21 protein-coding genes, 1 tRNA gene and 1 pseudogene are annotated in these 25,869 nt (G+C 62.8%); 9 read left to right on the top strand and 14 right to left on the bottom strand.

Going from position 1 to position 25,869, the window contains the following annotated elements; genetic code table 11:
• The 10 genes from EOB49_RS01040 to EOB49_RS00990 form a co-directional block, all read right to left on the bottom strand.
• A partial coding sequence (locus EOB49_RS01040) for an SDR family NAD(P)-dependent oxidoreductase (protein ID WP_127379967.1) occupies positions 1 to 185 on the bottom strand: 185 nt, incomplete at its 3' end.
• Positions 182 to 1,684: a GMC family oxidoreductase gene (locus EOB49_RS01035; RefSeq protein ID WP_127379886.1), complete on the bottom strand. Its 1,503-nt coding sequence runs from the start codon at positions 1,682 to 1,684 to the stop codon at positions 182 to 184. The genes EOB49_RS01040 and EOB49_RS01035, both read right to left, overlap by 4 nt.
• 88 nt (positions 1,685 to 1,772) lie before the next feature.
• A complete protein-coding gene (locus EOB49_RS01025) occupies positions 1,773 to 2,888 on the bottom strand; it encodes an ABC transporter ATP-binding protein (protein ID WP_127379885.1) in 1,116 nt (371 codons plus the stop codon).
• 4 nt (positions 2,889 to 2,892) lie between these two features.
• Positions 2,893 to 3,837, bottom strand: a complete 945-nt coding sequence (locus EOB49_RS01020; RefSeq protein ID WP_127379884.1) for a carbohydrate ABC transporter permease — start codon at positions 3,835 to 3,837, stop codon at positions 2,893 to 2,895.
• On the bottom strand, positions 3,834 to 4,790 hold the full coding sequence (locus EOB49_RS01015) for a sugar ABC transporter permease (RefSeq protein WP_024502750.1): 957 nt from the start codon (positions 4,788 to 4,790) through the stop codon (positions 3,834 to 3,836). The genes EOB49_RS01020 and EOB49_RS01015 overlap by 4 nt, the downstream gene beginning before the upstream one ends.
• A 104-nt stretch (positions 4,791 to 4,894) precedes the next feature.
• Positions 4,895 to 6,148 carry an ABC transporter substrate-binding protein gene (locus tag EOB49_RS01010; protein ID WP_032900903.1) on the bottom strand — a complete coding sequence of 418 codons (1,254 nt, stop codon included), beginning with the start codon at positions 6,146 to 6,148 and terminating at the stop codon, positions 4,895 to 4,897.
• 57 nt (positions 6,149 to 6,205) lie between these two features.
• The gene (locus EOB49_RS01005; RefSeq protein ID WP_127379883.1) at positions 6,206 to 7,717 is read right to left on the bottom strand and encodes an aldehyde dehydrogenase family protein; all 1,512 of its coding nucleotides are present in this window, start codon (positions 7,715 to 7,717) and stop codon (positions 6,206 to 6,208) included.
• 10 nt (positions 7,718 to 7,727) lie between these two features.
• Positions 7,728 to 8,504, bottom strand: coding sequence for an enoyl-CoA hydratase/isomerase family protein (locus EOB49_RS01000; RefSeq protein ID WP_127379882.1), 777 nt, complete (start codon positions 8,502 to 8,504; stop codon positions 7,728 to 7,730).
• Entirely contained in the window at positions 8,497 to 10,098 is a 1,602-nt protein-coding gene (locus EOB49_RS00995; RefSeq protein WP_127379881.1) for an acyl CoA:acetate/3-ketoacid CoA transferase, read from the bottom strand. The genes EOB49_RS01000 and EOB49_RS00995 overlap by 8 nt, the downstream gene beginning before the upstream one ends.
• Complete coding sequence (locus tag EOB49_RS00990; RefSeq protein ID WP_127379880.1) at positions 10,095 to 11,153, bottom strand: LacI family DNA-binding transcriptional regulator; 1,059 nt, start codon at positions 11,151 to 11,153, stop codon at positions 10,095 to 10,097. Before EOB49_RS00990 ends, EOB49_RS00995 begins: the two co-directional genes overlap by 4 nt.
• A gap of 240 nt (positions 11,154 to 11,393) precedes the next feature.
• On the opposite strand from EOB49_RS00990, the gene EOB49_RS00985 reads away from it, so the two are divergent.
• From EOB49_RS00985 to EOB49_RS00970, 4 genes are all read left to right on the top strand, one after another.
• Positions 11,394 to 12,548: a dihydrodipicolinate synthase family protein gene (locus EOB49_RS00985; protein WP_127379879.1), complete on the top strand. Its 1,155-nt coding sequence runs from the start codon at positions 11,394 to 11,396 to the stop codon at positions 12,546 to 12,548.
• 70 nt (positions 12,549 to 12,618) lie between these two features.
• Positions 12,619 to 12,942, top strand: coding sequence for a hypothetical protein (locus EOB49_RS37245; protein WP_245463624.1), 324 nt, complete (start codon positions 12,619 to 12,621; stop codon positions 12,940 to 12,942).
• Between the two features lie 316 nt (positions 12,943 to 13,258).
• Positions 13,259 to 13,618 carry a lysozyme inhibitor LprI family protein gene (locus EOB49_RS00975; protein ID WP_127272393.1) on the top strand — a complete coding sequence of 120 codons (360 nt, stop codon included), beginning with the start codon at positions 13,259 to 13,261 and terminating at the stop codon, positions 13,616 to 13,618.
• 14 nt (positions 13,619 to 13,632) lie between these two features.
• A complete protein-coding gene (locus EOB49_RS00970) occupies positions 13,633 to 14,028 on the top strand; it encodes a hypothetical protein (protein WP_127379878.1) in 396 nt (131 codons plus the stop codon).
• Positions 14,029 to 14,222: 194 nt separating this feature from the next.
• Here the strand turns inward: EOB49_RS00970 and EOB49_RS00965 are convergent.
• Together EOB49_RS00965 and EOB49_RS00960 are read right to left on the bottom strand one after the other, a co-directional pair.
• Positions 14,223 to 14,297 (bottom strand) — tRNA-Val (locus EOB49_RS00965).
• Positions 14,298 to 14,411: 114 nt separating this feature from the next.
• Positions 14,412 to 14,774, bottom strand: coding sequence for a response regulator (locus EOB49_RS00960; protein ID WP_006199474.1), 363 nt, complete (start codon positions 14,772 to 14,774; stop codon positions 14,412 to 14,414).
• A gap of 163 nt (positions 14,775 to 14,937) precedes the next feature.
• Between EOB49_RS00960 and EOB49_RS00955 the strand changes: the two genes are divergently transcribed.
• Both EOB49_RS00955 and hisN read left to right on the top strand, forming a co-directional pair.
• Positions 14,938 to 15,879 (top strand): N-formylglutamate amidohydrolase, encoded by a 942-nt coding sequence (locus tag EOB49_RS00955; RefSeq protein WP_127329367.1) that lies wholly within the window; start codon positions 14,938 to 14,940, stop codon positions 15,877 to 15,879.
• Positions 15,880 to 16,204: 325 nt separating this feature from the next.
• Positions 16,205 to 16,978: a histidinol-phosphatase gene (hisN, locus tag EOB49_RS00950; protein WP_127270523.1), complete on the top strand. Its 774-nt coding sequence runs from the start codon at positions 16,205 to 16,207 to the stop codon at positions 16,976 to 16,978.
• Between the two features lie 98 nt (positions 16,979 to 17,076).
• On the opposite strand, the gene EOB49_RS00945 is transcribed toward hisN, so the two are convergent.
• A complete protein-coding gene (locus tag EOB49_RS00945; protein WP_127329365.1) occupies positions 17,077 to 18,054 on the bottom strand; it encodes an alpha/beta hydrolase in 978 nt (325 codons plus the stop codon).
• 480 nt (positions 18,055 to 18,534) lie between these two features.
• Here EOB49_RS00945 and EOB49_RS00940 point away from each other — a divergent pair, with 480 nt between their 5' ends.
• Positions 18,535 to 19,002 carry an Hsp20 family protein gene (locus EOB49_RS00940; RefSeq protein WP_013529716.1) on the top strand — a complete coding sequence of 156 codons (468 nt, stop codon included), beginning with the start codon at positions 18,535 to 18,537 and terminating at the stop codon, positions 19,000 to 19,002.
• A gap of 72 nt (positions 19,003 to 19,074) precedes the next feature.
• Here the strand turns inward: EOB49_RS00940 and EOB49_RS00935 are convergent, their stop codons facing one another.
• A complete protein-coding gene (locus tag EOB49_RS00935) occupies positions 19,075 to 20,124 on the bottom strand; it encodes a low specificity L-threonine aldolase (RefSeq protein ID WP_127329363.1) in 1,050 nt (349 codons plus the stop codon).
• Positions 20,125 to 20,617: 493 nt separating this feature from the next.
• Here EOB49_RS00935 and gltB point away from each other — a divergent pair, with 493 nt between their 5' ends.
• On the top strand, positions 20,618 to 25,354 hold the full coding sequence (gltB, locus tag EOB49_RS00930) for a glutamate synthase large subunit (protein WP_127379877.1): 4,737 nt from the start codon (positions 20,618 to 20,620) through the stop codon (positions 25,352 to 25,354).
• 141 nt (positions 25,355 to 25,495) lie between these two features.
• Positions 25,496 to 25,869 (top strand): annotated as a pseudogene (gene gltD / locus EOB49_RS00925) (glutamate synthase); the annotation flags it as partial.

Raw genomic sequence — 25,869 nt, 5'->3', positions numbered from 1 at the left:
GCGATGTCGCACTGGATGTAGGCAAATTTCGCGCCACGCTTGGTGATGTCGGTGGCAAGTCTGTCAGCGGCTGTTTCGGCAAGGTCGGCGACCAGAATATCGTAGCCGCCATCCGCCAGCGCCTGGGCACAGGCAAGGCCAATGCCCCGCGCGCCGCCTGTGACGATGGCCGCAGGGCGGGTCATGCCGTAAGCCCCACCTTGCGAATATGATCGGCGACACGCAGCGCCTGGGCTGCAATCGATAGCGCCGGATTGACCGCGGCCGAGTTCGGCAGGAAACCGGCGTCGACGACGAAGAGGTTCCGGTGGTCGAAGGAGCGGCAGTAAGGGTCGAGCGCCGCCGTCGCCGGATCGTCGCCCATCTTTATCGTGCCGCATTGGTGCGACGGCGTGCGCTTGTCGAAGGGGCGCGACAGAACGATGGGATAACCGCAGGCGCGGAAATTTTCGCGCATCACCTTGGTCAGCCCGTCGAGCGACTGCATGTTGGAGCGCCGCCACTGCATGACGATGTCCTTGCCGTCGACCATGATGCGGCTTTCAGGATCGGGCAGATCCTCGCACATCAGGTACCAGTCGACGGCGTGGCCGGCCATGAAATCGAGCGCGAATCCCGGCGTGTATTTGACATTGGCCCGCAGCATGTTGCCGTCGATCTTGCCGAGCAACTGGACGTTCCCCAGCGGCTTGCCGCCCTTGCCGTCGGACAGGTAATAGTCGTTCAGCATCAAGGTCTTCTGATAGACGGCATCGTTGCGGCGGCGCGGGTCGATCGCCAGCATGGCGCTTGAATTGTGGTTCATGAAATTGCGGCCGACCTGGTCGGAGCGGTTGGCGAGGCCTTTGCCATCCGATGTGGGCGAGCGCAGCAGGATGACGGCGGAGTTGACCGCGCCGGCCGAGAGGATGACCAGCTTCGGCGATACTTTCTTCAGCTCGCCATTCTGCCGGTAGTGAATGGCTGATATCGTCGTGCCGTCCGCCGAGGCTTCGAGATATTCGACGTGGGCGCCGGTTTCGAGCTTGATGTTCTGGTCGGTGAGGGCCGCCGTCAGCGGTCCCGTTTGTGCGTCGACCTTGCCTTGGCCGGTGTTCGGGAAAGCATCCCAGCCGGTCTTGCCGTCTTTTAGCCAGGTGTCGATGTCGACACCGAGCGGCAGCGAGGCCGGATGCAGGCCGAGGTTTTTCAGCTCGGCGCGGGCGCGGGCGATCGGTGCCTCGTCGGGCACCGGCTTGTAGGCATAGGGGACCGAATGGAACGGCTCGGTCGGATCCTCGCCCAGTGCACCGCGCACGCGGAACAGCTGTTCGGCTTTCGAATACCAGGGCTCGAATTCATCATAGGTGAACGGCCATGCCGGAGAGACGCCGCCGAAATGCTCCATGGCCGCAAAGTCCTCCTTGCGGTAGCGGATCAGCACCGCGCCGTAGAACTTCGAATTGCCGCCGACATAGTAATAATTGCCGGGGTTGAAGGCGGCACCACCGGCCTCACGCCACATCTCCTTCGGCCTATAATGGCCGTTGACGAAGATCGAGCGCGTGTCGCGCGCGTGCGGCGTCGCCGGCAACGGCTCGCCGCGCTCCAGCATCAGGATCGAGGCGCCGCTGCCGGCAAGGCCGGAAGCGATCGTAGCGCCGCCGATGCCGGAGCCGATGATGACGATGTCCGGATTTGTCATGGCCTAAATCGCGTCCCGACGCGCTTTAGTTTTTTGTTTTGATGCATGTCGTTGCCCCAAAACCGGATCCAATTTTGGGCGACATACATTAGCGAATACGGGTCTCGGTCGCCGGGTCGAAGAACACCGCCCTGGTCAGGTTGAAGGCAAGCGGCGTGTTGGTGCCCGGCTGGATGTTGGCGTCGGCGCGCAGCCGCGCCACCACGCCCTTGCCGCCGAGATTGGTGACGGCGAAAGTGTCCGAGCCGGCCGGTTCGACGACCTCGATGTGACAGTCGGCGGTGGCGATGTGCGAAGCGTTGCGCTCGGCACCTTCCGGATCGGTCAGGGCTTCGGGGCGGACACCGAAGATGATCGGCTTGCCCTGGAATGCCGACAGGCCGGCCGGTGCATTGGCCATCGGCAGCGAGATAGGCTCTCGTGTTTCGCGCTGCAGCACGACGGACAGCGCGTTGCCTGACGTGCCGATCGTCGCCGGGATCAGGTTCATCGCCGGCGAGCCCATGAAATCGGCGACGAAGAGATTGCTCGGGTTGTTGTAAATTTCGGCCGGCGTACCGAACTGCTGCACCTCGCCATCGCGCATGACCGCGATCTTGGTGGCCAGCGTCATCGCCTCGATCTGGTCGTGTGTGACGTAGACGATGGTGGTGCCGGTGGTGGCATGCAGGCGCTTGATTTCGATGCGCATGTCGACACGCAGCTTGGCGTCGAGGTTGGACAAGGGCTCGTCGAACAGGAACAGTTTTGGGTCGCGCACCAGCGCCCGGCCCATGGCGACGCGCTGGCGCTGGCCGCCGGAAAGCTGGCTCGGCTTGCGCTGCAAGAGGTGGCCGATCTGCAGCACCTTGGCCACCTTGTCGATGGCCTTCTGGCGCTCCGCCGCCGGCACGCCGCGCATCTCCATGCCGAAGGAGATGTTTCCGGCCACCGTCATGTTGGGGTAGAGCGCGTAGCTCTGGAAAACCATGGCGATGTCGCGCTTGGAAGGATGCAGATCGTTGATGGTGCGGCCGTCGACCCGGATTTCGCCCGAGGTGATCGTCTCCAGGCCGGCGATGGTGTTGAGCAAGGTCGACTTGCCGCAGCCGGAAGGGCCGACCAGCACCAGGAAGCCGCCTTTCTCGAGCTCGACATCGATCCCCTTCAGGATCTCGACCTGGCCGAAGCGCTTCCTCAAACCATCAATTTCCAGAAAAGCCATCGGATTATCCTTTGACGGCGCCCGCCATCAGACCGCGCACGAAATAGCGGCCGGCGAGCACATAGACGAGAAGGGTGGGCAGTGCCGCGATCATCGCGGCGGCCATGTTGACGTTGTATTCGACGACGCCGGTCGACGTGTTGACGACGTTGTTGAGCGCCACCGTCATAGGCATCGCGTCGCCAGTGCCGGCGTAAGCCGAGGCGAACAGGAAGTCGTTCCAGATGTTGGTGAACTGGTAGATGACGGTGACGACGAAGATCGGCATCGAGTTCGGCAGCATGATGCGGCGGAAGATCTGGAAGAAGGATGCGCCGTCGACCTGTGCCGCCTTGACCAGTTCGGTGGGGAACGCCTCGTAGTAGTTGCGGAAGAACAGCGTGGTGAAGCCGATGCCGTAGACGACGTGGACGAAAACCAGATTGACGGTCGGATTGCCGAGGCCAAAGCTGGTTCCCGTCGCATTCTGCAGCGTGACGCCGAAGCGGCCAAGGCTGCCGAGGATGGTCGCCATCGGCAGCAGCACCGACTGGAACGGAATGAAGCAGGCGAACAGCATCAGCCCGAACACCAGCGTTGCGCCGCGGAAACGCCATTTGGTCAGCACGTAGCCATTCAGCGCTCCGAGCATCGTCGAGATCAGCACGGCCGGGACCACCATCTTGATGGAGTTCCAGAAATAGCCCTTGATGCCGGCGCAGGTGAGGCCGACGCAGGTCTCGCCCCAGGCCTTCAGCCAGGGATCGAAGGTCGGTGCCCTGGGCAGCGCCAGCATGTTGCCGTTCTGGATCTCGTCCATGGCCTTGAACGAGGTCACCAGCATGACGAACAGCGGCATCAGGTAGAACAGCGCAAACAGCGCCAGCAGCCCGTAGATGACGATGCGGTTGATAACCTTGACGTTGACGCCGCCGGAGGCCTGGCGGGCGGGAATGGTGACGGCGCTCATCGCGGCTTCTCCCGCAGTTCCGAATAGAGATAGGGCACGATGATTGCGACGATGGTCATCAGCATGATCACCGCACTGGCCGAGCCGACGGCCATTTCGTTGCGCTTGAACGTGTATTCATACATGAAGTTGGAGGGCAGCCAGGCCGAGCCGCCGGGGCCGCCGCTGGTCAGGGCTACGACCAGATCGTAGGACTTGATGGCGAGATGCGCGAGCACGATGAAAGCCGACAGGAAGATCGGCCGCAGCAGCGGGATGACGATGCGGCGGTAGAGCTGGAAGGTGGTGGCGCCGTCGATCTGCGCCGCCTTCATGATCTCGCCGTCGATGCCGCGCAGGCCGGCCAGGAACATCGCCATGATGAAGCCGGAGGCCTGCCAGACGCCGGCAATGACCACCGTGTAGATGACGAAATCCTTGTTCTTGATCCAGTCGAAATGGAAGCTCGTCCAGCCCCATTGATGCAAGGTCTGCTCGAGGCCGAGGCCGGGATCGAGGAACCATTTCCAGGCGACGCCGGTGACGATGAAGGACAGCGCCATCGGGTAGAGATAGATCGGCCTCAGCACGCCTTCGCCGCGGATCTTCTGGTCGAGCAGGATGGCCAGGAACAGGCCGAGCGCCAGGCAGATGGCGATGTAGAGGAAACCGAAAATACCCATATTGGTGATCGACGTGTACCAGCTCGACGGCGGGTCGGTGTCGAAGGTCCAGCCCCACAGCCGCTGATAGGCGCGCGAGCCGGTCAGGACATAGGATGGAAAGGTCTTGGAATTGGTGAAGGACAGATAGATCGTCCACAGGATGAAGCCGTAGACGAAGACGATGGTGATGGCGAAGCTGGGCGCCAGCACGATCTTCGGCAATGCGTCCTGCAGGCGTGAGCGCACCGAGGCGCGTGGCCGCGCATGCTCCGGCGTCAGCTTGATCTGGCTTGTCGCTACCGTGCTCATGGGGCTCCTCCCGTCGACTCGCGGCCAACCAGCTTCGCGGATCTAAGTTCGCGGATCTGGGCCTTCCCCGCCGGAGCGGGGAAGGCGTTTTTGGCGCGTGGCGCTTACTTGGCGTCGTCGATCGCCTTGACCAGCTCGGTCACGGCCTCGTCCGAGGTCTTGATCTGACCATGGACGAATTTGGAGACGACATCCTTATAGGCATTGGCGACCGCCGGGGGCGCGCCATAGCCCTGGGCCAGCGAGCCGAACAGCGTGCCGCCTTCGTTGGCTGCCTTCAGGTCGGCGATGCCCTTCTTGCCGCAAGCGTCGAAGTCGGTGTCCGGAACGTCGGTGCGGGCCGGAACCGAACCCTTGACGACGTTGAAGGCCGACTGGAAGCTCTTCGACAGGGTGGCGGTGGCCAGCGCGACCTGGGCGGCCTTGCGGTCGTCCGGAACGTTGAACATGCCGAACATGTCGGAGTTGTAGATCACCGAGCCGTCGGTGCCCGGGAAGCGATAGCAGAGGAAGTCGGTGCCCGGCGTTTTCTTGGCGGCGTTGAACTCGCCCTTGGCCCAGTCACCCATGACCTGCACCAGGGCGTCGCCCTTGATGACCATGGCGGTGGCAAGGTTCCAGTCGCGGCCGGAGAAGTTGGGGTCGACATAGGTGACGAGCTTGGCCAAATTGTCGAACGACTTCTTCATCGTGTCGGACTTGAGCGAGGCGTCGTCGAGGTCGTTGAAGGCCTTCTTGTAGAACTCAGGTCCGCCGGTCGACAGCACGACGGAGTCGAACATGGTGGCTTCCTGCCAGTTCTGGCCGCCGAGAGCGAGCGGGATCACCCCTGCCGCCTTGGCCTTGTCGAGCAGGGCAACGAAGTCGTCGAAGGTCTTCGGCTCGGTGCCGCCGATCTTGTCCAGGACGGCCTTGTTGATCCACAGCCAGTTGACCGAGTGAACGTTGACCGGCGCCGCGACCCACTTGCCGTCATAGACCGAAAACTTCTGCAGAGCTGCCGGAACGGACTTGTCCCAGCCTTCTTTCTTCGCCGTTTCGGTCAGGTCGCCCATGACGCCGGCAGCGGCGTAGTCGAGCACGGTGTAGCCGAGCATCTGCGAGGCGGTCGGATAATTGCCGGCCGCGACCATCGCCTTCAGCGCGGTCATGGCGGCATCGCCGCCGCCGCCGGCCACCGGCACGTCCTTCCAGGCATAGCCTTCCTTGGCCAGATCGCCCTTAAGGACGTTGAGAGCAGCCGCTTCGCCGCCCGACGTCCACCAATGCAGCATCTGCACTTCCTTGACGTCCTCGGCGTGGGCCGCGAAAGCCAGGCCGGATGCGAGAGCGGTTCCGATAAGCAGTTTGCGCAACATGTACTACCTCCCTTGTTGCTTTACACGACCGGTGAAGCCCACCGGGTTCTTCTCAACTCAGCCGACCCACCACCCGGTGCGCAGGCCGCGATGAAACTGGATTGTCTTTTCCTCGGTATAGTCCTCGACCGCGCGTTTGCCGAGTTCGCGTCCGAGACCGGACTGCTTGTAGCCTCCGAAAGGCAGCTCGGGATAACCTTCCATGAATGTGTTCACCCAAACGGTTCCCGAACGCACTCCACGCGCGACCGACATGCAAGTGTCGATGCTGGCGCTCCACACGCCCGCCGACAAACCATAGGGCGTGTTGTTGGCGATGTGCAACGCCTTTTCAATCGATTCAAAAGTCAGCACCGAGAGCACCGGTCCGAACACTTCCTCGCGCGCTATGGCCATCTCCTCGGTGACGCCGCGGATGATGGTGGGATCGAGGTATTGGCCGACATTGGAGGCCAATTGCTTGCCTCCGCTGTAAACCTGGCTGCCGTCGCCTTCAGCGGCAGAAACATAGCCGGCCACCTTCTTCAGATGGCCGGACGAGATCATCGCGCCGACCTTGGTTTGGTCATCGAGCGGATCGCCGACCGTGACCCTGGCGGCAAGCGCCTTGACGGTGCTGAGAAAATCGTCGGCGATCGCCTCATGAACGATCAGCCGGCTCCCGGCATTGCAGCACTCGCCGGCATTGAAGAAGCCGCCGAACACCGCCGCATCGGCGGCCGCTTCGAGGTCGGCGTCCGGGAAGACGATCTGGCCGTTCTTGCCGCCGAGCTCCATCGAGACTTTCTTCAGCGACTGCGCGGCGGACGCCATCGTCATCTTGCCAACGCGGGTGGAGCCGGTGAACGAGACCATCTCGACCAGCGGGTGGCTGACCATCGGCGCACCGACATCGGCGCCAAGCCCGGCCAGGATATTGACAACGCCGGCGGGCAGGCCGGCCTGCATCAGGATATCGCCGAGCACGAAGGTCGAGGCCGAGGTCATTTCGCTAGGCTTGACCACCGCCGTGCAGCCGGCGGCGAGCGCGAAGGGCAGTTTCTGGCTGACGATCAGGAACGGGAAATTCCATGGGGTGATGATCGAGACGACGCCGATCGGCTCGCGCAGGACGACGCCCAGCATGGCATCGCCGAGATTGGCGTAGGATTCACCATGCAGCGTGCGGGCAAGCGAGGCGGCATAGCGCCAGATGTCGACGGCGCCGCCGATCTCGCCGCGCGCCTGGGCGATCGGCTTGCCGGATTCCAGTGCATCGAGCCGGGCGATGTCTTCCAGCCGGCCCTCGATCAGGTCAGCCGCCTTGAGCAGGATCGCGGCCCGCTCAGCTGCCTTCATGCGCGGCCATGGACCGGTCTCGAACGCCTTGTGGGCGGCCTGCACAGCGGCTTCCACTTCGGCCTCGCCGGCCTGTGCGTAGTGCGAGACGGTGAAGCCGTGGCCGGGGCTATTTCGAGCAATCGTGCGGCCGTCGCGGGCATCGACATGCCTGCCGTCGATCAGCAGCCTGTAGGCTTTCGGTGCCGCAGCCGCCTCGGCCGGCATGGCGATCTTGAGTGGGGCGTTCATCTGTTTTCCTCTAGGATCTCGAAAAGGCCGGCTTCTGCTTGGCCTTGAAGGCATCGACGCCGGCCTTGAGATCTCCGGTCAGGGCGATGAAGCCGCTGGCCAGCGCTTCGGTGGCGGCGGCACTTTCCTCGCCTTCGGCGACCGCGATCATCAGCTTGGCGGATTCGGTCGCCAGCGGGCCGCGCTCGGCGATCTTTTCCGCCCACGCCTTTGCTTCGTCGTATGCCTTGCCAGTCGGGGCCACCCGGTCGACGATGCCCAGAGCGAGCGCTTCGGGGGCGAGAAAGATCTCGCCGCCGAGCGCCATGCGGCGCACCGTCTGCGCGCCGAAGCGGCGCACGGCGCGTTGCGTGCCTGACCAGCCGGGCACGACACCGATCGAGGTTTCGGGGAAGCCCAATTTTACCTGTGTTTGGGCCACGCGGAAGTCGCAAGCCACAGCCAGTTCGAGCCCGCCGCCCAGTGCATGGCCCGACAAAACGGCGATGGTCGGCTGCCGCAGCCGCGCCAGCCGGTCGAAGACGCGGTGGCCGTAGCGTACCCATTGCACCTGGAAATCGGCGGCACTCATCCGCGCCCACGCTTCAACATCGCCACCGGCGCAAAATCCCTTGCCTTCGCCGCGCAGCAGCACGACGCGGACGCCCTCGGCCATCTCGGCCGCGTCAAGCGCCGTCTCCAGCGCGCGCAGCATCGGAATGTCCAGCGCGTTGAATTTCTCCGGCCGGCGCAGCGTGACGACGCCGATGGCGCCGTCGGTTTCAAAGGTGACGAGGTGCTCAGCCATGCGCGCCTCCAAGCGAGGCGCCGCCATTCAGCGACAGGCCTATCGGTTGCTCCTGATAGAGGGCTGCCGGTGTCGTCTTGAGGTCCTTGGCAATGCCCAACGGAATTTCCGACTGCGCCAGCACATCGCGCTGCAGATCGATGCCGGGTGCGAGTTCTGTGACGACCAGGCCCTCCGGCGTCAGCCTCATCACGCAGCGTTCGGTGACATAGGTGATGTCCTGTCCCTGCGCGACTGCGCGCTTGCCCGAAAACGAGATGTGCTCGACTTCGTTGACCACCTTCTTGACCTTGCCCTCCTGATCGATGCGGATGCCGCCATCGGCCAATGAGAGTTTTGCCCCGGCGTTGAAGAAGCCGGAAAACACGATCTTCTTCGCCCGCGCGGTGATGTCGACAAAGCCGCCGGCGCCAGCCGTGACATGCGGGCGCGCCGAAAGCTTCGAGACATTGACCGAGCCATGGCGGTCGATCTGCAGGAAAGACAATAGCGAGGCGTCGAAGCCGCCCGCCTGGAAATAGATGAACTGGTGCGGCGAGGGCATGAAGGCGTCGGCGTTCGACGAACAGCCGAATTTGAAGTCGAGCAGCGGCACGCCGCCGACCGCGCCCTGTTCGATCACCCAGGTAATCTTGCCATGCTGTCCTTCCTCGAGAAGGATGCGCGGGACATTGGCGGAAATGCCGAAGCCGATGTTGACGGCCATGCCGTCGCGCAACTCCATGGCGACGCGGCGCGCGATCACTTTCTGGACGTTCATCTCCGGCGTGCGGAAGCTCGACAGCGGCCGGAAGATTTCTCCGGAGATCGCCGGGTCATAGGGTGTCAGCGTCGTCTGCAACTGGTCGGGCGCGACGACGATATGGTCCACCAGGACGCCCGGCACGCGCACGTCATGCGGTTTCAGCGTACCGTTTTCGACGACGCGCTTGACCTGCGCGATAACGATGCCGCCATTGTTACGGGCGGCGAGCGCCTGTTCGAGGCCACCGAGATAGGCGCCCTCATGCTCGTAGGTGAGGTTGCCGCGCTCGTCGGCCGACGTGGCGCGAATGATCGAGACCTGCGGCACGATGGAGCGGAAATAGAGCCATTCCTCGCCGTCGAACTGCTGCACCGAAACGATCGGCTCGCTAGCGGCGGCGTTCATGGCGCAGCCCTGGTGGCGCGGGTCGGCGAAGGTGTCGAGGCCGACCTTGGTCAGCACGCCCGGCCGCTTGGCGGCCGCTTCGCGGTGCATGTCGAACAGGATGCCGGACGGCACGTTGTAGGCGGCGACCGAATTGTCGCCGATCATCTTCCATATCTGCGGCGGTTCGGAAGAGGAGGGGCCGGACGGGTAGGAGCCGCACAAAGTACGCTTCAACAGGCCGGGCTTGGCCAGATGGTCGATGCCTTTGATGCCGTACATGTCCCCGGCTGCGATCGGGTGCAGCGTGGTGATGTTCTTCGGATGGCCTTCCCCGTTGAAGCGTTCGCCGATCGCGGCAAGCACCGCGTCGGGGCAGCCGAGGCCGCTCGACGACGACACGGATACGACCATGCCGTCCTTGATCAGGCCCGCTGCCTGCGCTGCCGAAACGACCTTGCTCAATTCGTGCTCCCCGAACCGGCCGTCCTGTTTCGGGTGCGGCGATCCGGGCCACAGCTTTCCCTGACCACGAGATTGACCGCGCCGATATGGTCCTCAGCGCGCGTGGTGCGCGACTGGATCATTTTCAGCATGACATGGGCGGCGCGTTCGCCGAGGCCGGCCGAGTCCACCGCGACGCTGGTCAGAGCCGGCATGTAATGTTCGGCCTCGGCCACATCGTCGAACCCGACGATGGCGAAATCAACTCCCGGCTCAAGTCCGCGCTTGCGCAGCGCCAGCATGGCGCCAAAGGCGACGGCGTCGTTGAAGCAGAGTGCCGCGGTCGGCGGTTCAGCCATAGCGAGAGCGGTTTCCAGACACCCTATACCACCTCTGCGGCTGGTCTCGCCCTCGACGACCAGTGCGTCGCGGGCGGCGATGCCCTGCGTCTCGCAGGCTTCGCGAAATCCGCCAAGCCGATCGTGATAGACCACCAGGTCGGACGAACCGCCGAAGAAGACCAGCCTGCGATGTCCCTTGCCGATCAGATGAGCGGTGGCGAGATAGGCGCCGCGATGATTGTCGGGCGCGATGACCGGAATGCGGCTCTCGGGAAGCCGGCGCATGGCGAAGACAACCGGCAGCCCCGCCGTCTCAATCCGCCTGAAGGCGCCCGGCGTCGTGCCGCGAGCCGGCGAGACGATGAGGCCGGCGACGCCTTGCTCCATCAGCGATTTCAGCACTTCTTCCTGGCGCACCGGATTTTCCGCCGTGTTGGCGATGAACGGCACGATGCCCGCCGACTGGAAGACGCGTTCCATGCCGACCGCCAGCTCTGCGAAGAAAGGATTGGTGAGATCGTTGATGACCATGCCGATGACATTGGAGTGCGCCTTGCGCAGATTGGCGGCGCCGCGGTTGTAGACGTAACCGACATCCTCGATCGCCTTGCGCACCTTGCTCGCTGTTTCGGGCCGGATCAGCCCGCTGCCCTGGAGCACGAGCGATACCGTCGATTTGGACACGCCTGCTTCGCGGGCGATGTCGAATATCGTCGCCTTGGCCCGGTTGGCCATCCAGATGCATCCTCCCCGACTGCAGGCCCAAAAGTATTGGAACGTTCTAATCTCTGCTCCGCTCGTGAGTCAATCGGGATTTTTCCCGCGCCTCGAATGTCGATTGTGGGTACTCAAACGGCTTGCTCTACAAGGATTTTGTGTTGCGATGCAGCATTCTTCCCGCCGTGGAATTCGAATCTTAAAGGTTCTTGATTTATTGGAACGTTCCATTTATTAGCGTTGCGAAGGGAGAGATCGATGGACATTGCCTTGCCTGGTGAGGGTGGCGGCAGCACCCGCTACACGCTGGTCGGCGAACCCGTGCAGCCGGTGGTGGGCGCGCAATTTTCGCGTATCGCTTATGCCGCCGCGCACGTCGTTGCCGATCCGCTTGCCATGACCGATCCCTGGTCCAGGCCGGTGGTCGATTGGGACAGGACGATGGCGTTCCGTCACCATCTGTGGCGGCTCGGCTTCCGCATCGCCGAGGCGATGGACACGTCGCAGCGCGGCATGGGCTTCGACTGGGCAAACGCACAGGAATTGATCCGCCGTTCGATCGCCGAGGCGCGTACCGTCGATGGCGCCGATCTCGCCTCGGGTGCCGGGACCGACCATCTGGCGCCCGCCGCCGCCAGGACGCTGGACGATGTGGTCACCGCCTATGAGCGGCAATTCGCTTTCATCGAAGGCTTGGGCGGCAAGGCGATCATGATGGCCAGCCGGGCACTGGCGGCAGTTTCCAAGGGGCCGGACGACTATGTCAGCGTCTACGACCGCATCCTGTCCCAAGCATCCGGCAAGGTCATCCTGCACTGGCTGGGCGACATGTTCGATCCGGCGCTCAGGGGCTATTGGGGCAGCGAGAATTTCGAGACTGCTCTCGATACAGTTGTTGCCATCATCGAACGCCACGTTAGCAAGGTGGAGGGGATAAAAATCTCACTGCTCGATGCCGGCAAGGAGGTCGCGCTGAGGAACCGTCTGCCGGACGGCGTCGTCATGTTCACTGGCGACGATTTCAATTATCCCGAACTGATCGCCGGCGACGAGAAAAGACACTCGCACGCACTGCTCGGTATTTTCGACGCGATTGCGCCGGTCGCCAATGCAGCGCTGGCGAAACTGGCGGAGGGTGACCGCGCCGGCTATGACACATTGATGGCGCCGACCGTGCCGCTATCGCGAAAAATCTTCGAGGCGCCCACCGAGTACTACAAGGCCGGCATCGTCTTCATGGCCTGGCTGAACGGCCATCAGGACCATTTTGCGATGGTCGGCGGCATGCAGTCGGCGCGCGGCATCCGTCACTATGCCGACGTGTTCCGCCTTGCCGACCAGGCAGGATTGCTCGCTGATCCCGATCTGGCGGTGGCCAGAATGAAGAGCCTTTGCACCGTCGCGGGCATCTGAAGCGCGGAAAGGCTGACCGTCGAAGAGGACGCGTCGCCACGCGATTGCTGCGCCTGCCCAGGCGTCTCCGGTGTCGAACGACCGCGAGGAAGGTTTCGCCGCCGTCATCAATTTTCTTGTGAACCAATTTCTCCCGAGGCGCGACCAAGCGATGTGTCCAAACATGGTCCATCAAGGAGAACGTCTGATGTTTACTGTTTCAAGAAACGTCCTTTTGGCCGCCATCGCCGTTTCGGTGCTGGCCGGCTGCAAGACAACCGCTCCCAGGGAATGCGACAAGCTGAAGCCCGGCGTCACCTACAACGGCAAATGCTGCGGCATCGGCGAGCCTTGCCGTGAAGGCAAGGGCGGCGGCGACAGGCCGGGAAATACGCCTGATCCAGAGCCGCAATGATCTGATTGCCTGTGCGCCCGTCCCGGTCAGCACCGGGACGGGCGCACAGCTTTCCGCGACGGCGTTTGCGTCCGGCGTCCGGTCTGCCAGGACCGGGTTGCGAAACTCGCCGGCGCCGCCCACGACAATGGCGAAACGGCAAATCTCAACGTCAGCTTGTGGCGGCCATTCCCCGCATATCACCTCACGGCCCCAGCCTCGTCCGTCCTGCGTTGTTGAACCCGACAACCCTTTGCTTACTATGCGGTTTTCCGGTGCTTGTCGGCTGCCCCCACGCGTGCTTACTTGTGGTTGTTTTCATTCCGGGGATACAATCATGCGTTTTCTACTTGCTGGCGTCGCCATGCTGTCGTTCGCCGCCACTGCGGCTCTGGCTGATCCAGCTTCGGACTTCAAAAGAGCAGATCAGGCGTTGAACCAAACCTTCAAGCAAATCCAGAAGCGGCTTACGGACGATTCCGACGGCAAGGCACGGTTGGTGAAAGCGCAGAGAGCGTGGATTGCGTTCCGCAACGCCGAATGCACGTTTCAATCCAGCGGTGACGATGGTGGCTCCGCGGCGCCGATGGTTGCCGCTGCTTGTCAAGCTGAACTGACCAAGGCTCGCACCAGGCAGTTGAGGGCCTACCTGAACTGCCAGGAGGGTGACCTCTCTTGCCCGGTGCCATCAGAATGATCTGGAGTGACAAAATGCCGAATTTCAAGATGAGATATGTGCTGATCGCGCTTGCGCCGTTGGCGGTTGCTGGTTGCGTCAGCGCTGAGGATCAACGCGCAATGGACCAGCAACAGTGCGCTTCTTACGGCTATAGGCCAGGAACCAACAGGTTTGCCGACTGCATGATGCAACAGACTTCACAACGTTCAGAAGACGAGCAGCGCTCAATGGATCGCATAGCCGCGCAGGAACAGAGAGACAAGGATCGCAAGGAAGCGCGTCGAAAGAACGACAGCTACATCGACCCAAGGCCGAGTTACGACAAGGACGGCAATCCGAATTTCGACACTCAAGGCAATTACCAAGGGTGTCACGGCGCGGGATGTTTGGTCGACAATCCAGACAATGGCGATGACGATGACCAGTAGGCTGGCTTCGCAAGGGCTCTTCTTCCTGCCCCTATAGTCCGGACCTCAGCCCAAATCGACAAACCGTTCGCCAAGCTCAAGCACTGCATGCGGCGTTGCGCCAGGTGCAGGCTATAAGTCAACCTATGCGAACCGCTCTACCTCTGGGGAACCAGCCGGGAAATGCCGATGCAAGATCTGCTTGTCTGGTTGGATGGTGGGCGTGACAGGGATTGAACCTGTGACCCCTGCAATGTCAATGCAGTGCTCTCCCGCTGAGCTACACGCCCATCCGAAGCCGCGCATACACCATTTTTGATCCAGCGCGTCAATAGCAGGAAAAAGGAAAGAAGGCGTCGTCTCGCCGCAGTGGCGAAGAGTGCGGCGCCTCGGCTAAAAACGGCTCACGCCGCCTGCAGCATCTTTTCGACCTCGTTGACGAGGTCGCGCAGGTGGAAGGGCTTCGACAGCACCTTGGCGTCTTTCGGCGCCTTGGAATCCGGGTTCAGCGCAACGGCGGCGAAACCGGTGATGAACATGACTTTCAGATCAGGATCGATCTCTGTGGCGCGCCGCGCCAGTTCGATGCCGTCCATCTCCGGCATGACGATGTCGGTCAACAGCAGCGAGAAAGGCTCCTCGCGCAGCCGCTCATAGGCGCTGGCGCCATTGTCGAAATCGCTGACCTGGTAACCGGCGCGCTCCAGCGCCTTGACGAGGAACCGACGCATATCGTCGTCGTCTTCCGCCAGAAGAATGCGTGCCATGATATCCCGTCCGAATCACCCGCCCGAGGTTGCCGTTGGGCAAGCCCGTTAACCATCCTGTATATGAGGAGGTGAGGGTAAACATCAAGTGAACGCTGACGGGGATGATCCATATTTGCCGGGCGTGTGCTGCGGCCGAAATGCTGGACACGAGGCTTGCAAGGTGGCACTTTCACATCATGATGCACTGGTGTTTTCGGGTTCGTTCAAATTGAAGACGGCAGCCGAGGATTTTTCGGTCTTTCCACCCTTCGAAATCCGGTCGGGCGTCGAGCAGCGCGTCCCCTTCCTCTTCAACTCACCGCATAGCGGCCGCTACTATCCGGAGCGCTTCCTTGCCATGGCAAGGCTGGACCGCAACGCCATCCGCCGGTCCGAGGACTGCTACGTCGATGAGCTGTTCGGCGGGACCGTCGCGCTCGGCGCACCGCTGCTGGCGGCGAATTTCCCGAGGGCCTATCTCGACGTCAACCGTGAACCGTGGGAGCTTGATCCGCGCATGTTCGCCGAGCCGGTGCCGTCCTTCTGCAACATCCGCTCGGCACGGGTGGCCGGCGGGCTGGGCACGGTGCCGAAGCTGGTCGGCGAGGGGCTCGACATCTATTCCGGCCGCTTGCCGCTGGCCGAAGCGGTCGCCCGCATCGAGGCCGTCTACAAGCCCTATCACGAGACGCTGAAGCGGCTGTTGACCAGAACCCATGCGCGGTTCGGCTTTGCCGTGCTGATCGACTGTCATTCGATGCCGGCGAGCATCAGGGTCGGCGACAGCGGCCAGCGGCCCGACTTCATCATCGGCGACCGTTTCGGCATCTCGGCAACGGCCGCCCTGACCGACACCGCGATCGGCCTGCTCAGCGCCATGGGCTATTCGGTCGCCCACAACAAGCCCTACGCCGGCGGCTTCATCACCGAGCACTATGGCCGCCCGGCGCGCCATCTGCACGCGCTGCAGATCGAGGTCAACCGGGGGCTCTATATGAACGAGCGGACATTCGAGAAGGCTGCCGGCTTCGATGCGCTGGCCGACGATCTGACGCGGTTCTCAGCCGACCTGATGTCGATGCCCGATCATCATTTCATCGACTTGCCACTGGCCGCGGAGTGAATAACCTGCCGCTGGCCGCGGACTGAATGGCGCCATAAAAAAAGACCGCATCGTTTGCACGATACGGTCGAAGTCTAGGGAGGAAACGCCCAAGGAGGGCATGGACAGGAAACCCTGTCCGAGATTGAGGGTATTGTGCGCTGCACAAATGTCAAGCGACCTTCAGCCTTTTTTAATTCACTCTGATGTGGAAATTGCGTTTCGATGGCGCCTGTGTGACATCCAGGCAACAGATGCCGTCGCGGAAAAATCCTCGACACCCTTGTTTTGGCACGAAATTGGCGGCAAAGCCGGGCTCGGGCATGCTGCAATGCGGGAGAATCAGTTGGACATCAGCATCGATTTCATGCGTCGCATCGCGCAGGCGGCAGCGGCGGAGACCTTGCCGCGCTTTCGTGCCCAAGGTGCGGTCGCCAACAAGGAACAGGGCAGTTTTGATCCGGTCACCGAGGCCGATCGCGAGGCCGAGCGCGCCATCCGGGCTCTGATATCGGCTGAGTATCCCGATCATGGTATTCTAGGCGAGGAGCATGGCAGCGAGAACATTTCGAGCCGGCACGTCTGGGTGATCGACCCGATCGACGGCACGCGCGCATTCATTTCCGGTCTGCCGGTGTGGGGCACACTGGTCGGGCTGACGGTCGACGGCGACGCCGTTGCCGGCATGATGGCGCAGCCCTTCACCGGCGAGCTTTTCTACGCCAACGGCTCGGGCTCCCATTATGAGGGGCCAGGCGGGCCGCGAAAACTGACGACCCGCAAGACGACGAAGTTGGACCAGGCGACGCTGTTCACCACCACGCCGGCCCTGTTCAAGGGCGAGGCGCGCAACCGTTACGATGCATTCGAAAGACAGATCCAGCTCGCCCGCTATGGCGCCGATTGCTATGCCTTCGCCATGATCGCCTCGGGAAGCGTCGACATCGTCGCCGATCCCGGATTGAAGCCCTACGACATCGTGGCGCTGATCCCGATCATCGAAAAGGCAGGCGGCGTCGTCACCACATTCGATGGCGGGCCGGCGGAACAGGGCGGCGATGTACTCGCCGCGGCGACGCCGGAACTTCATGCCGCCGCCATGGCCGCCCTGCGCGGCTAAACGAGCGTCCGCCGCCATTCAGGTGATGCCGACCGCTTGAAGCAGTCGTTTTACTGCCGGCGGCACCGCTTGGGGAGCGGGCCAGCGACCGGCGCCCGTCAGGCTGTGGGGTCGTCGCTGCCGGGAATGAAGGCGTCGAAGGCGGCGAGCAATTGCTCGCGGTAGATGTCGGCTTCCTGCAGGATTTCGTGGCGGGAGCCATCGATCATCAGCAGCGAACCGAGCCGCAGACGCCTGGCGTAGGCTTCCACGGCCCTAGTCGAGACGACCTGGTCGGCGCCGGCGGCGATGATCAGCAGCGGGACCTGGATCCGAGCCATGAAATCGGGGTCGCTGACGGCTTCCGATGCTTTCGCGGCTGCCTGCAGCCAGCGGATCGTCGGCCCGCCAAGCGCCAGTTGCGGGTATTCTTCATAGATCCGTGTGTTGCGCCGATAGCGCTCCGGGTCCGATGTCAGCTTGTTGGTCTCGAACGGGGCCGTAATCCTCGGCCGCGGACCCCAGGCGGCGTAGAGCCGGCCGAGGCCGAGAGCGCAGAACAGAGAACAGACGCGGCGAACCGTCGAGATCGAGACCGGCAGGTCGGGCAGCGTCAGGAAGGGCGCGATCAGCACCATGCGCCGGATGCGGTTCACCATTGATGGGGCGGCAAGCAGGGTGATCAAGGCACCTGCCGAATGGGCGAGGATGTAGTACGGTCCGCGGCAATCGGGCAGCACGATCTCCTCGAAGAACTGTTCGAGGTCGGCGGTGTACTCGCGGAAGCTGCTGACGTAGCCGCGCTGGTGATCGCGGATCAGCCGGTCGGAATCGCCCTGGCCGCGCCAATCGAGCGTGGCGACGCCAAAGCCGCGATCGGCAAGGTTGCGGATGGTTTCGAAATATTTCTCGATGCACTCGTTGCGGCCGGTGAGCAGGACCACGGTGCCCTTCATCGGGCGAGCGACCGCGCCGAACAGGCCGTAGCGGATGTTCTTGCGGTCACGCGTGGTGAAGAAGCCGCCGGTGGCATTTTCCGGCCGCGGATTGCCCTCGATTTCGTGAAAAAGGGAGTTTTCGGTGAAAAGATCCGTCATTCGGCGCTTCGTGCTCGGCGTCTCGCATGCCCGCCTGCGCTGGCCGGCTCCGCTAAGGTGATAGACGCCCATGCGCCAAAAGCCAAGGAATTCCCGGTGAAGGGAAGGCTGCATCAGGGAAGGCCGGAAGCCGCTTGAAAGCGTGCTTCCGGCCTCTGTCGATCCGGGAGGAAGGGACGTTACACCCGGTCGGCCTCGTTGCGGTGCCTGTTGTGCAATCGGCGCCGCCAGTCCTTGATCCTGGAATGGACTTTAGCGCCGGCTGCCTGAACGCGCGCCGAAGTGCCGGTTCATCTGCCGTTCATCAAGGGTCCGGCCGCCGTGGCTTTTGCCGCCAGGTGAAATCTTGAAATGCTTTCCAGCGCTCCCCAAATGTCTCGTGCGGTCGCCAATGTCGGGGCCGCTGGTCCACCCGAAACGCCGCTCAAGGGTTTCGCACCGGCCATACGCAAACCATGTTGCTCAACAGGAGAACACCTCATGCGTCACGTTGATTTTTCCCCGCTTTATCGCTCGACCGTCGGCTTCGATCGTCTGTTCACGATGCTCGATTCGCTCGCGCAGCCGGATGGCGCGCAGACCTATCCGCCCTACAACATCGAGCGCACCGGTGAGGATTCCTACCGGATCTCGATGGCGGTTGCCGGCTTCTCGGACGAGGAAATCTCGATCGAAGCCCATCGCAACGTGCTGACCGTGAAGGGTGAGCGCAAGGACGAGGGCACCGGCGAAGGCTCCGAGCTGCTCTATCGCGGCATTGCCTCGAGGGCTTTCGAACGCCGCTTCCAGCTTGCCGACCACGTCGAGGTCGTTGGCGCCTCGCTGAAGAACGGCCTGCTCTTCGTCGACCTCAAGCGCAACATCCCCGAGGAGCTGAAGCCGCGCAAGATCGCCATTACGGCGTCTTCGGCCAAGGCCAAGCAGATCGAGGCCAAGACCGCTGCCTAAAGTACAAGTCTCCTCCCGAGACGGAAGCGGCGCCGAAAGGCGCCGCTTTTTTGTTGTCGGGGAAATGCGTTATCAGGCGATAAGCTGACCAAAACGGTCGACTTCATCGGCTGTCGTCGCAAAGCTGGTGACGAAGCGGTAGAGCAACTCGTCCTCGCCGATGTGGCCGTCAAAGCCATGCGGCTTGTGCCAGTCGTAGAAGGCGGCACCCGCGGCCTGCAGCCTCTCGGCCTCGGCTTTCTTGATCACCGCGAAAACCTCGTTCGCCTGCGGCAGCCATGCCAGCTTGGCCGTTGCCGAATCCTCGATCGCGGCGGCAAGGCGTGCGGCCATGGCGTTGGCGTGGCGGGCGGTGTCCAGCCACAATCCGTCCTTGAAATAGGCTTCGAACTGCGCCGCGACGAAGCGCGATTTCGAAAACAGCTGGGCGGCGCGCTTGCGCAGGAACGCCAATTCCCTGGCACGATCGAGGTCGAACAGCACGATCGCTTCGGCGCACCAGCAGCCGTTCTTGGTGCCGCCGAAGGAGAGGATGTCGACGCCGCGTTTCCAGGTCATTTCGGCCGGTGTCGTGTCGAGTGCGACCAGCGCATTGGCAAAGCGGGCGCCATCCATGTGCAGGGGCACCGAATATTGTTTGGCGATCGCCGAGATCGTCTCGATCTCATCCAGGCCGTAGATGGTGCCGACCTCGGTCGACTGGGTGATCGAAACGGCCATCGGCCGTCCCCAATGGACAATTTCCGGTGCGAAACGGCCGATGGTCCTTTCCAGATTGTGCGGATCGATCTTGCCCAGCGCGCCATCGATCTCATGCAGGCGAGAGCCGCCGGAAAAATATACCGGCGCGCCGCATTCGTCCTCGATGACATGCGATTCGCGATGGGCAAAGGAAATGCCGCCCGGCTTGTTGTAAGCGGTGAGCGCCAGCGAGTTGGCGGCCGTGCCGGTGGCGACGAAGAACACCGCGACCTCGCGTTCGAAAATCTCACTGAAGCGCTGGTAGACTGCCCGGTCGAGCGCACCGTCGCCATAGGCGGTGGAAAAGCCGCCGGCATTGGCCGACAGGCCGGCGGCAATATTAGGATGGGCGCCTGCCCAATTGTCGGAAGCGAAGAACATGCATCTGCCTATGTCTTGGGAGGTCGGGGTTTTGGGGAAATCAGCTTGAAGTTGACCGGTTTCGCGAGCGGACCGCAAGGGGCCAGGCGCCGGAAAAACAGTAAAGCCAGCCAACCGGCAAAGCCCAGGCCGACGACTGAAGCTTACGTTTTTCCCGGACTTGACGACATTTTCTGTCGCGAAAAGCCCAAGTTTTTTGTGAATCGGTCTTGTGTGCGTCCCGGATTTCTGCCATAAAAATTTAGGACAGTAGTGCTGTCTTATTTTGTCGCACAAAACGAGCCGGATTGGCGTATCATTGGGCCTCTCCGGCTGTTGCCGCGAGCGACAGGTGGACAGCCAGACTCTGGCCTGTACGATTACCAGATGCGATCCATGCGGAAAGCCGCCTGGTTCGGCAAGGATTTCGCAAGACGTGCCACAAGGATCAGGGTGAGCCAAGCGCTTGCCGAGGCAAACCAGCGCCTGAATGGCTGGGAATGGAGGACAGGAGATGACGGACATGACGCACTCTGCGACGAACGGCCAGGCCGCGCAGACGAAAGCGGCAACCGTCAAAACCACCTTGCGATCCAATATTAGCCGAACCGCCAACGGCTTTTCCGCCCAGGGCCTCTACGATCCGCGCAACGAGCATGACGCCTGCGGCGTCGGCTTCATCGTCAATATGAAGGGCGTGAAGTCGCATCAGATCGTCAAGGACGGGCTGGCTGTGCTCGAAAACCTGACGCATCGCGGCGCCGTTGGCGCCGATCCGCTGGTCGGCGATGGCGCCGGCGTGCTGGTGCAGCTTCCCGACCAGTTCTTCCGTGAGGAGATGGCGGCCCAGGGCATCGAGCTGCCGCCGGCGGGTCAGTACGGCGTCGGACACTGGTTCATGCCGCAGGACGCGGCCCTTCGCGCCCATATCGAGGACATCATTGTCGAATCGGCGCAATCCGAGGGGCTTCCGCTCATCGGTTTCCGTGACGTGCCCGTCGACAATTCGTCGCTGTCGAAGGCGCCTGACATCGTGGCATCCGAGCCGTTCCACCGGCAGATCTTCATCGGCCGCACGCCAGACATTACCGATGACGAGGAATACGAGGCCAGGCTCTATCTGCTGCGCAAGGTCATATCGGGCCGCATCTACGCCGAGAACGACAACAAGGACATCGGCGCCTATTGCGTGTCGCTGTCGGCGCGCACCATCGTCTACAAGGGCATGTTCCTGGCCTACCAGGTCGGCGCCTATTACAAGGACCTGATCGATCCGCGCTTCGAGACCGCGCTGATCCTCGTCCACCAGCGCTTCTCGACCAACACCTTCCCGTCTTGGAAGCTGGCGCATCCCTACCGCATGGTCGCCCACAATGGCGAGATCAACACCGTGCGCGGCAACAACAACTGGATGGCTGCGCGCCAGGCGTCGGTCGATTCCGAACTGTTCGGCAACAACATCTCGAAGCTGTGGCCGATTTCCTATGACGGCCAGTCCGACACCGCCTGCTTCGACAATGCGCTCGAGTTCCTGTTCCAGGGCGGGTACAGGCTCAGCCATGCCATGATGATGCTGATCCCGGAAGCCTGGGCGGGCAACAAGCTCATGGATGCCGATCGCAAGGCCTTCTACGAATACCATGCGGCACTGATGGAGCCGTGGGACGGGCCGGCGGCGGTGGTTTTCACCGATGGCCGCCAGATCGGCGCCACGCTCGACCGCAATGGCCTGCGCCCGGCACGCTACATCGTCACCGATGACGACCGCGTCATCATGGCCTCGGAAGCCGGCGTGCTGCCGGTGCCCGAGGAGAAGATCGTCAAGAAGTGGCGGCTGCAGCCAGGCCGGATGCTGCTGATCGACCTGGAGAAGGGGCGCATCGTTTCCGACGAGGAGCTCAAGTCGGAGATCGCGACCAAGCATCCCTACAAGACCTGGCTCGCCAACACACAGCTCATTCTCGAAGATTTGAAGCCGGTCGAGCCGCGCGCGCTGCGCAAGGATGTCAGCCTGCTCGATCGCCAGCAGGCATTCGGCTATAGCCAGGAAGACACCAAGCTGTTGATGTCGCCGATGGCGACGACAGGCCAGGAAGCGGTGGGCTCGATGGGCACCGACACGCCGATCTCGGCGATGTCGGACAAGTCGAAGCTGCTCTACACCTACTTCAAGCAGAACTTCGCCCAGGTCACCAACCCGCCGATCGATCCGATCCGCGAGGAGCTGGTGATGAGCCTGGTGTCCTTCATCGGGCCGCGGCCCAACATCTTCGACCTGGTCGGCAATTCGCGCCGCAAGCGGCTCGAGGTGCGCCAGCCGATCCTGACCAATGGCGATCTCGAAAAGATCCGTTCCATCGGCCACACCGAGGACCGCTTCGACACCAAGACGATCGACATCACCTATGGCTCGGCCGAAGGGGCCGCGGGCATGCAGGGCGCCATCGACCGGTTGTGCGAGCGGGCGGAGGCGGCGGTCGCCGGCGGCTACAACATCATCATCCTGTCCGACCGCCAGGTCGGGCCGGACCGCATCGCCATCCCGGCGCTGCTGGCTACGGCCGCGGTCCATCATCACCTGATCCGCAAGGGGCTGCGCACCTCGGTCGGCCTCGTCGTCGAATCCGGCGAGCCGCGCGAAGTGCATCATTTCTGCTGCCTTGCCGGCTATGGCGCCGAGGCGATCAATCCGTACCTTGCCTTCGACACGCTGCTCGACATGCACAAGCGTGGCGAACTGCCGAAGGAAGTGGACGCCTACGAGGTCGTTTCGCGCTACATCAAGTCGATCGGCAAGGGCATCCTCAAGGTGATGTCCAAGATGGGCATCTCGACCTACCAGTCTTATTGCGGCGCGCAGATTTTCGACGCCATCGGCCTGAAGACCGATTTCGTGCAGCAATACTTCACCGGCACCGCGACGCTGATCGAAGGCGTCGGCCTGGACGAGATCGCGGCCGAGACGCTCAGCCGCCACAATGACGGTTTCGGCAACGACCCCGTGCTGCGCAACAGCCTCGAGGTCGGCGGCGAATACATGTTCCGCATGCGGGGCGAGGCGCATATCTGGTCGCCCGACGCAGTCGCCACCTTGCAGCACGCCGTGCGCCAGGGGTCGTGGGAAACGTTCAAGGACTATTCCGCCCAGATCGACAGCGAGACGGCCCGCGCCCAGACCATTCGCGGCCTGTTCAAGATCAAGCTGGCCGGAGAGACCGGCCGCAAGAAGGTGGCGCTCGACGACGTCATGTCAGCGGCCGACATCGTCAAGCGGTTCTCGACCGGGGCGATGTCGTTCGGGTCGATCTCGCGCGAAGCGCATACCACGCTCGCACGCGCCATGAACCAGATCGGCGGCAAGTCGAACACCGGCGAGGGCGGCGAAGAGGCCGACCGCTATCTGCCGCTGCCTGGCGGCGGCAAGAACCCGGAACGCTCGGCAATCAAGCAGATCGCCTCGGGCCGTTTCGGCGTCACGGCCGAATACCTCGTCAATTCCGACATGATGCAGATCAAGGTGGCGCAGGGCGCCAAGCCCGGCGAGGGCGGCCAGCTGCCCGGCCACAAGGTCGACGCGACCATCGCCAAGGTCCGGCATTCGACGCCGGGCGTGGGCCTGATCTCGCCGCCGCCGCATCACGACATCTATTCGATCGAGGATCTGGCACAGCTGATCTACGATCTGAAGAACGTCAATCCGGCGGCCGACGTGTCGGTCAAGCTGGTGTCGGAAGTCGGCGTCGGCACGGTCGCGGCGGGTGTCGCCAAGGCACGCGCCGACCACATCACCATTTCGGGCTATGATGGCGGCACTGGCGCCTCGCCGCTGACCTCGCTCAAGCATGCCGGCAGCCCATGGGAAATGGGCCTTGCCGAGACGCACCAGACGCTGGTGCTGAACGGCTTGCGGTCGCGCGTCGCGCTGCAGGTCGACGGCGGCTTGCGCACGGGGCGAGACGTTATCATCGGCGCGCTGCTTGGCGCCGACGAGTTCGGCTTCTCGACCGCGCCGTTGATCGCGGCCGGCTGCATCATGATGCGCAAATGCCATCTCAACACCTGCCCGGTCGGCGTCGCGACGCAGGATCCGGTGCTGCGCAAGCGCTTCAAGGGCACGCCCGAGCATGTCATCAACTTCTTCTTCTACGTGGCGGAAGAGGTGCGGGAGCTGCTCGCCGAGATGGGTTACACCCATATCGACCAGATCATCGGCGACAGTGATCTTCTGGAGAAGCGCGACCTGATCGTGCACTGGAAGGCGCGCGGGCTCGATTTCTCGAAGATGTTCTTCAAGCCGGATGCGCCGCATGAGGCGGTGCACTGGACCGAGCGCCAGAAGCACCCGATCGACGACGTGCTCGACCGCAAGCTGATCGAGCTGGCAAAGCCTGCGCTCGAAAGCAAGCTGCCGGTCAAGATCGAGGTCGATATCCGCAATGTCGACCGCTCGACGGGCGCCATGCTGTCGGGTGAAGTGGCCAAGCGCTTCAAGCACAAGGGCCTGCGCGAGGACACCATCCAGGTGAAGTTGACCGGCACTGCCGGCCAGTCCTTCGGCGCCTTCCTGGCGCGCGGCATCTCGTTCGAGCTTGTCGGCGCCGGCAATGACTATGTCGGCAAGGGCCTGTCGGGCGGACGCATCGTCATCCGGCCGCCGGAAGAGGCCAAGATCGTCGCGGCGGAGTCCATCATCGTCGGCAATACGGTGCTCTATGGCGCCACCGAGGGCGAGGCCTACTTCGCCGGCGTCGCCGGCGAGCGTTTCGCCGTGCGCAATTCGGGTGTCGCCGCCGTCGTCGAAGGCGTCGGCGACCATGGCTGCGAGTACATGACGGGCGGCATCGTCGTCGTCATCGGCAAGACCGGCCGCAATTTCGCCGCCGGCATGTCGGGCGGCGTCGCCTATGTGCTGGACGAGGCGGGCGATTTCGCCGAGCGCTGCAACATGGCGATGGTCGAGCTGGAGCCGGTTCCGGAAGAAGACGATCTGATGGAAAGGCTGCTGCACCATGGCGGCGACCTTGACCACAAGGGTCGCGTCGACGTCTCCGGCGACATGACCAGCCATGACGAGGAGCGGCTTTACCAGCTGATTTCCAACCATGTGCATTACACCGGGTCGGTACGTGGTCGCGAGATTCTCGACGACTGGACGATTTTCCGGCCGAAGTTCCGCAAGATCATGCCGGTCGAATACCGCCGCGCCCTGATCGAGATGGAACGCATGCGCATGGGCGTCGCGGCGGAATAGGCTTTGCAATTGCCGGGGCGCCCAGGCTTCCCGGCCCATCTTCATCGACAGTTTGACCTCCGGCGCAAGGTTGCCATGGCTGCCTCAAGGGGTTAACGGGTGCGGCGAAAACCGCACCATCTGGACAGCAGGAACTGGACTATGGGCAAGGTAACAGGCTTTCTCGAAATCGACCGGCAGGTGCACAAGTACCAGCCGGCCTCCGATCGCATCCGGCATTTCCGTGAATTCACGCTGCCGATGTCTGACAAGGAGGTCGAGAAACAGGCCGCGCGCTGCATGGATTGCGGCATTCCGTTCTGCCACGGGCCGACCGGTTGCCCGATCCACAACCAGATTCCGGACTGGAACGATCTCGTCTATAATGGCGACTGGGACAACGCGATCCGCAACCTGCATTCGACCAACAATTTCCCGGAATTCACCGGCCGCATCTGCCCCGCGCCTTGCGAGGAAGCCTGCACGCTGAACCTCGAGGACATTCCCGTCGCCATCAAGACGGTCGAGCAGGCGAT

The sequence above is a fragment of the Mesorhizobium sp. M7A.F.Ca.MR.148.00.0.0 genome (assembly GCF_003997735.1).
In the GTDB taxonomy this organism is placed as follows: Bacteria; Pseudomonadota; Alphaproteobacteria; order Rhizobiales; family Rhizobiaceae; genus Mesorhizobium.
The sequence above is the reverse complement of the archived record's forward strand: the minus strand, read 5'-3'. Positions and strand labels throughout refer to the sequence as shown.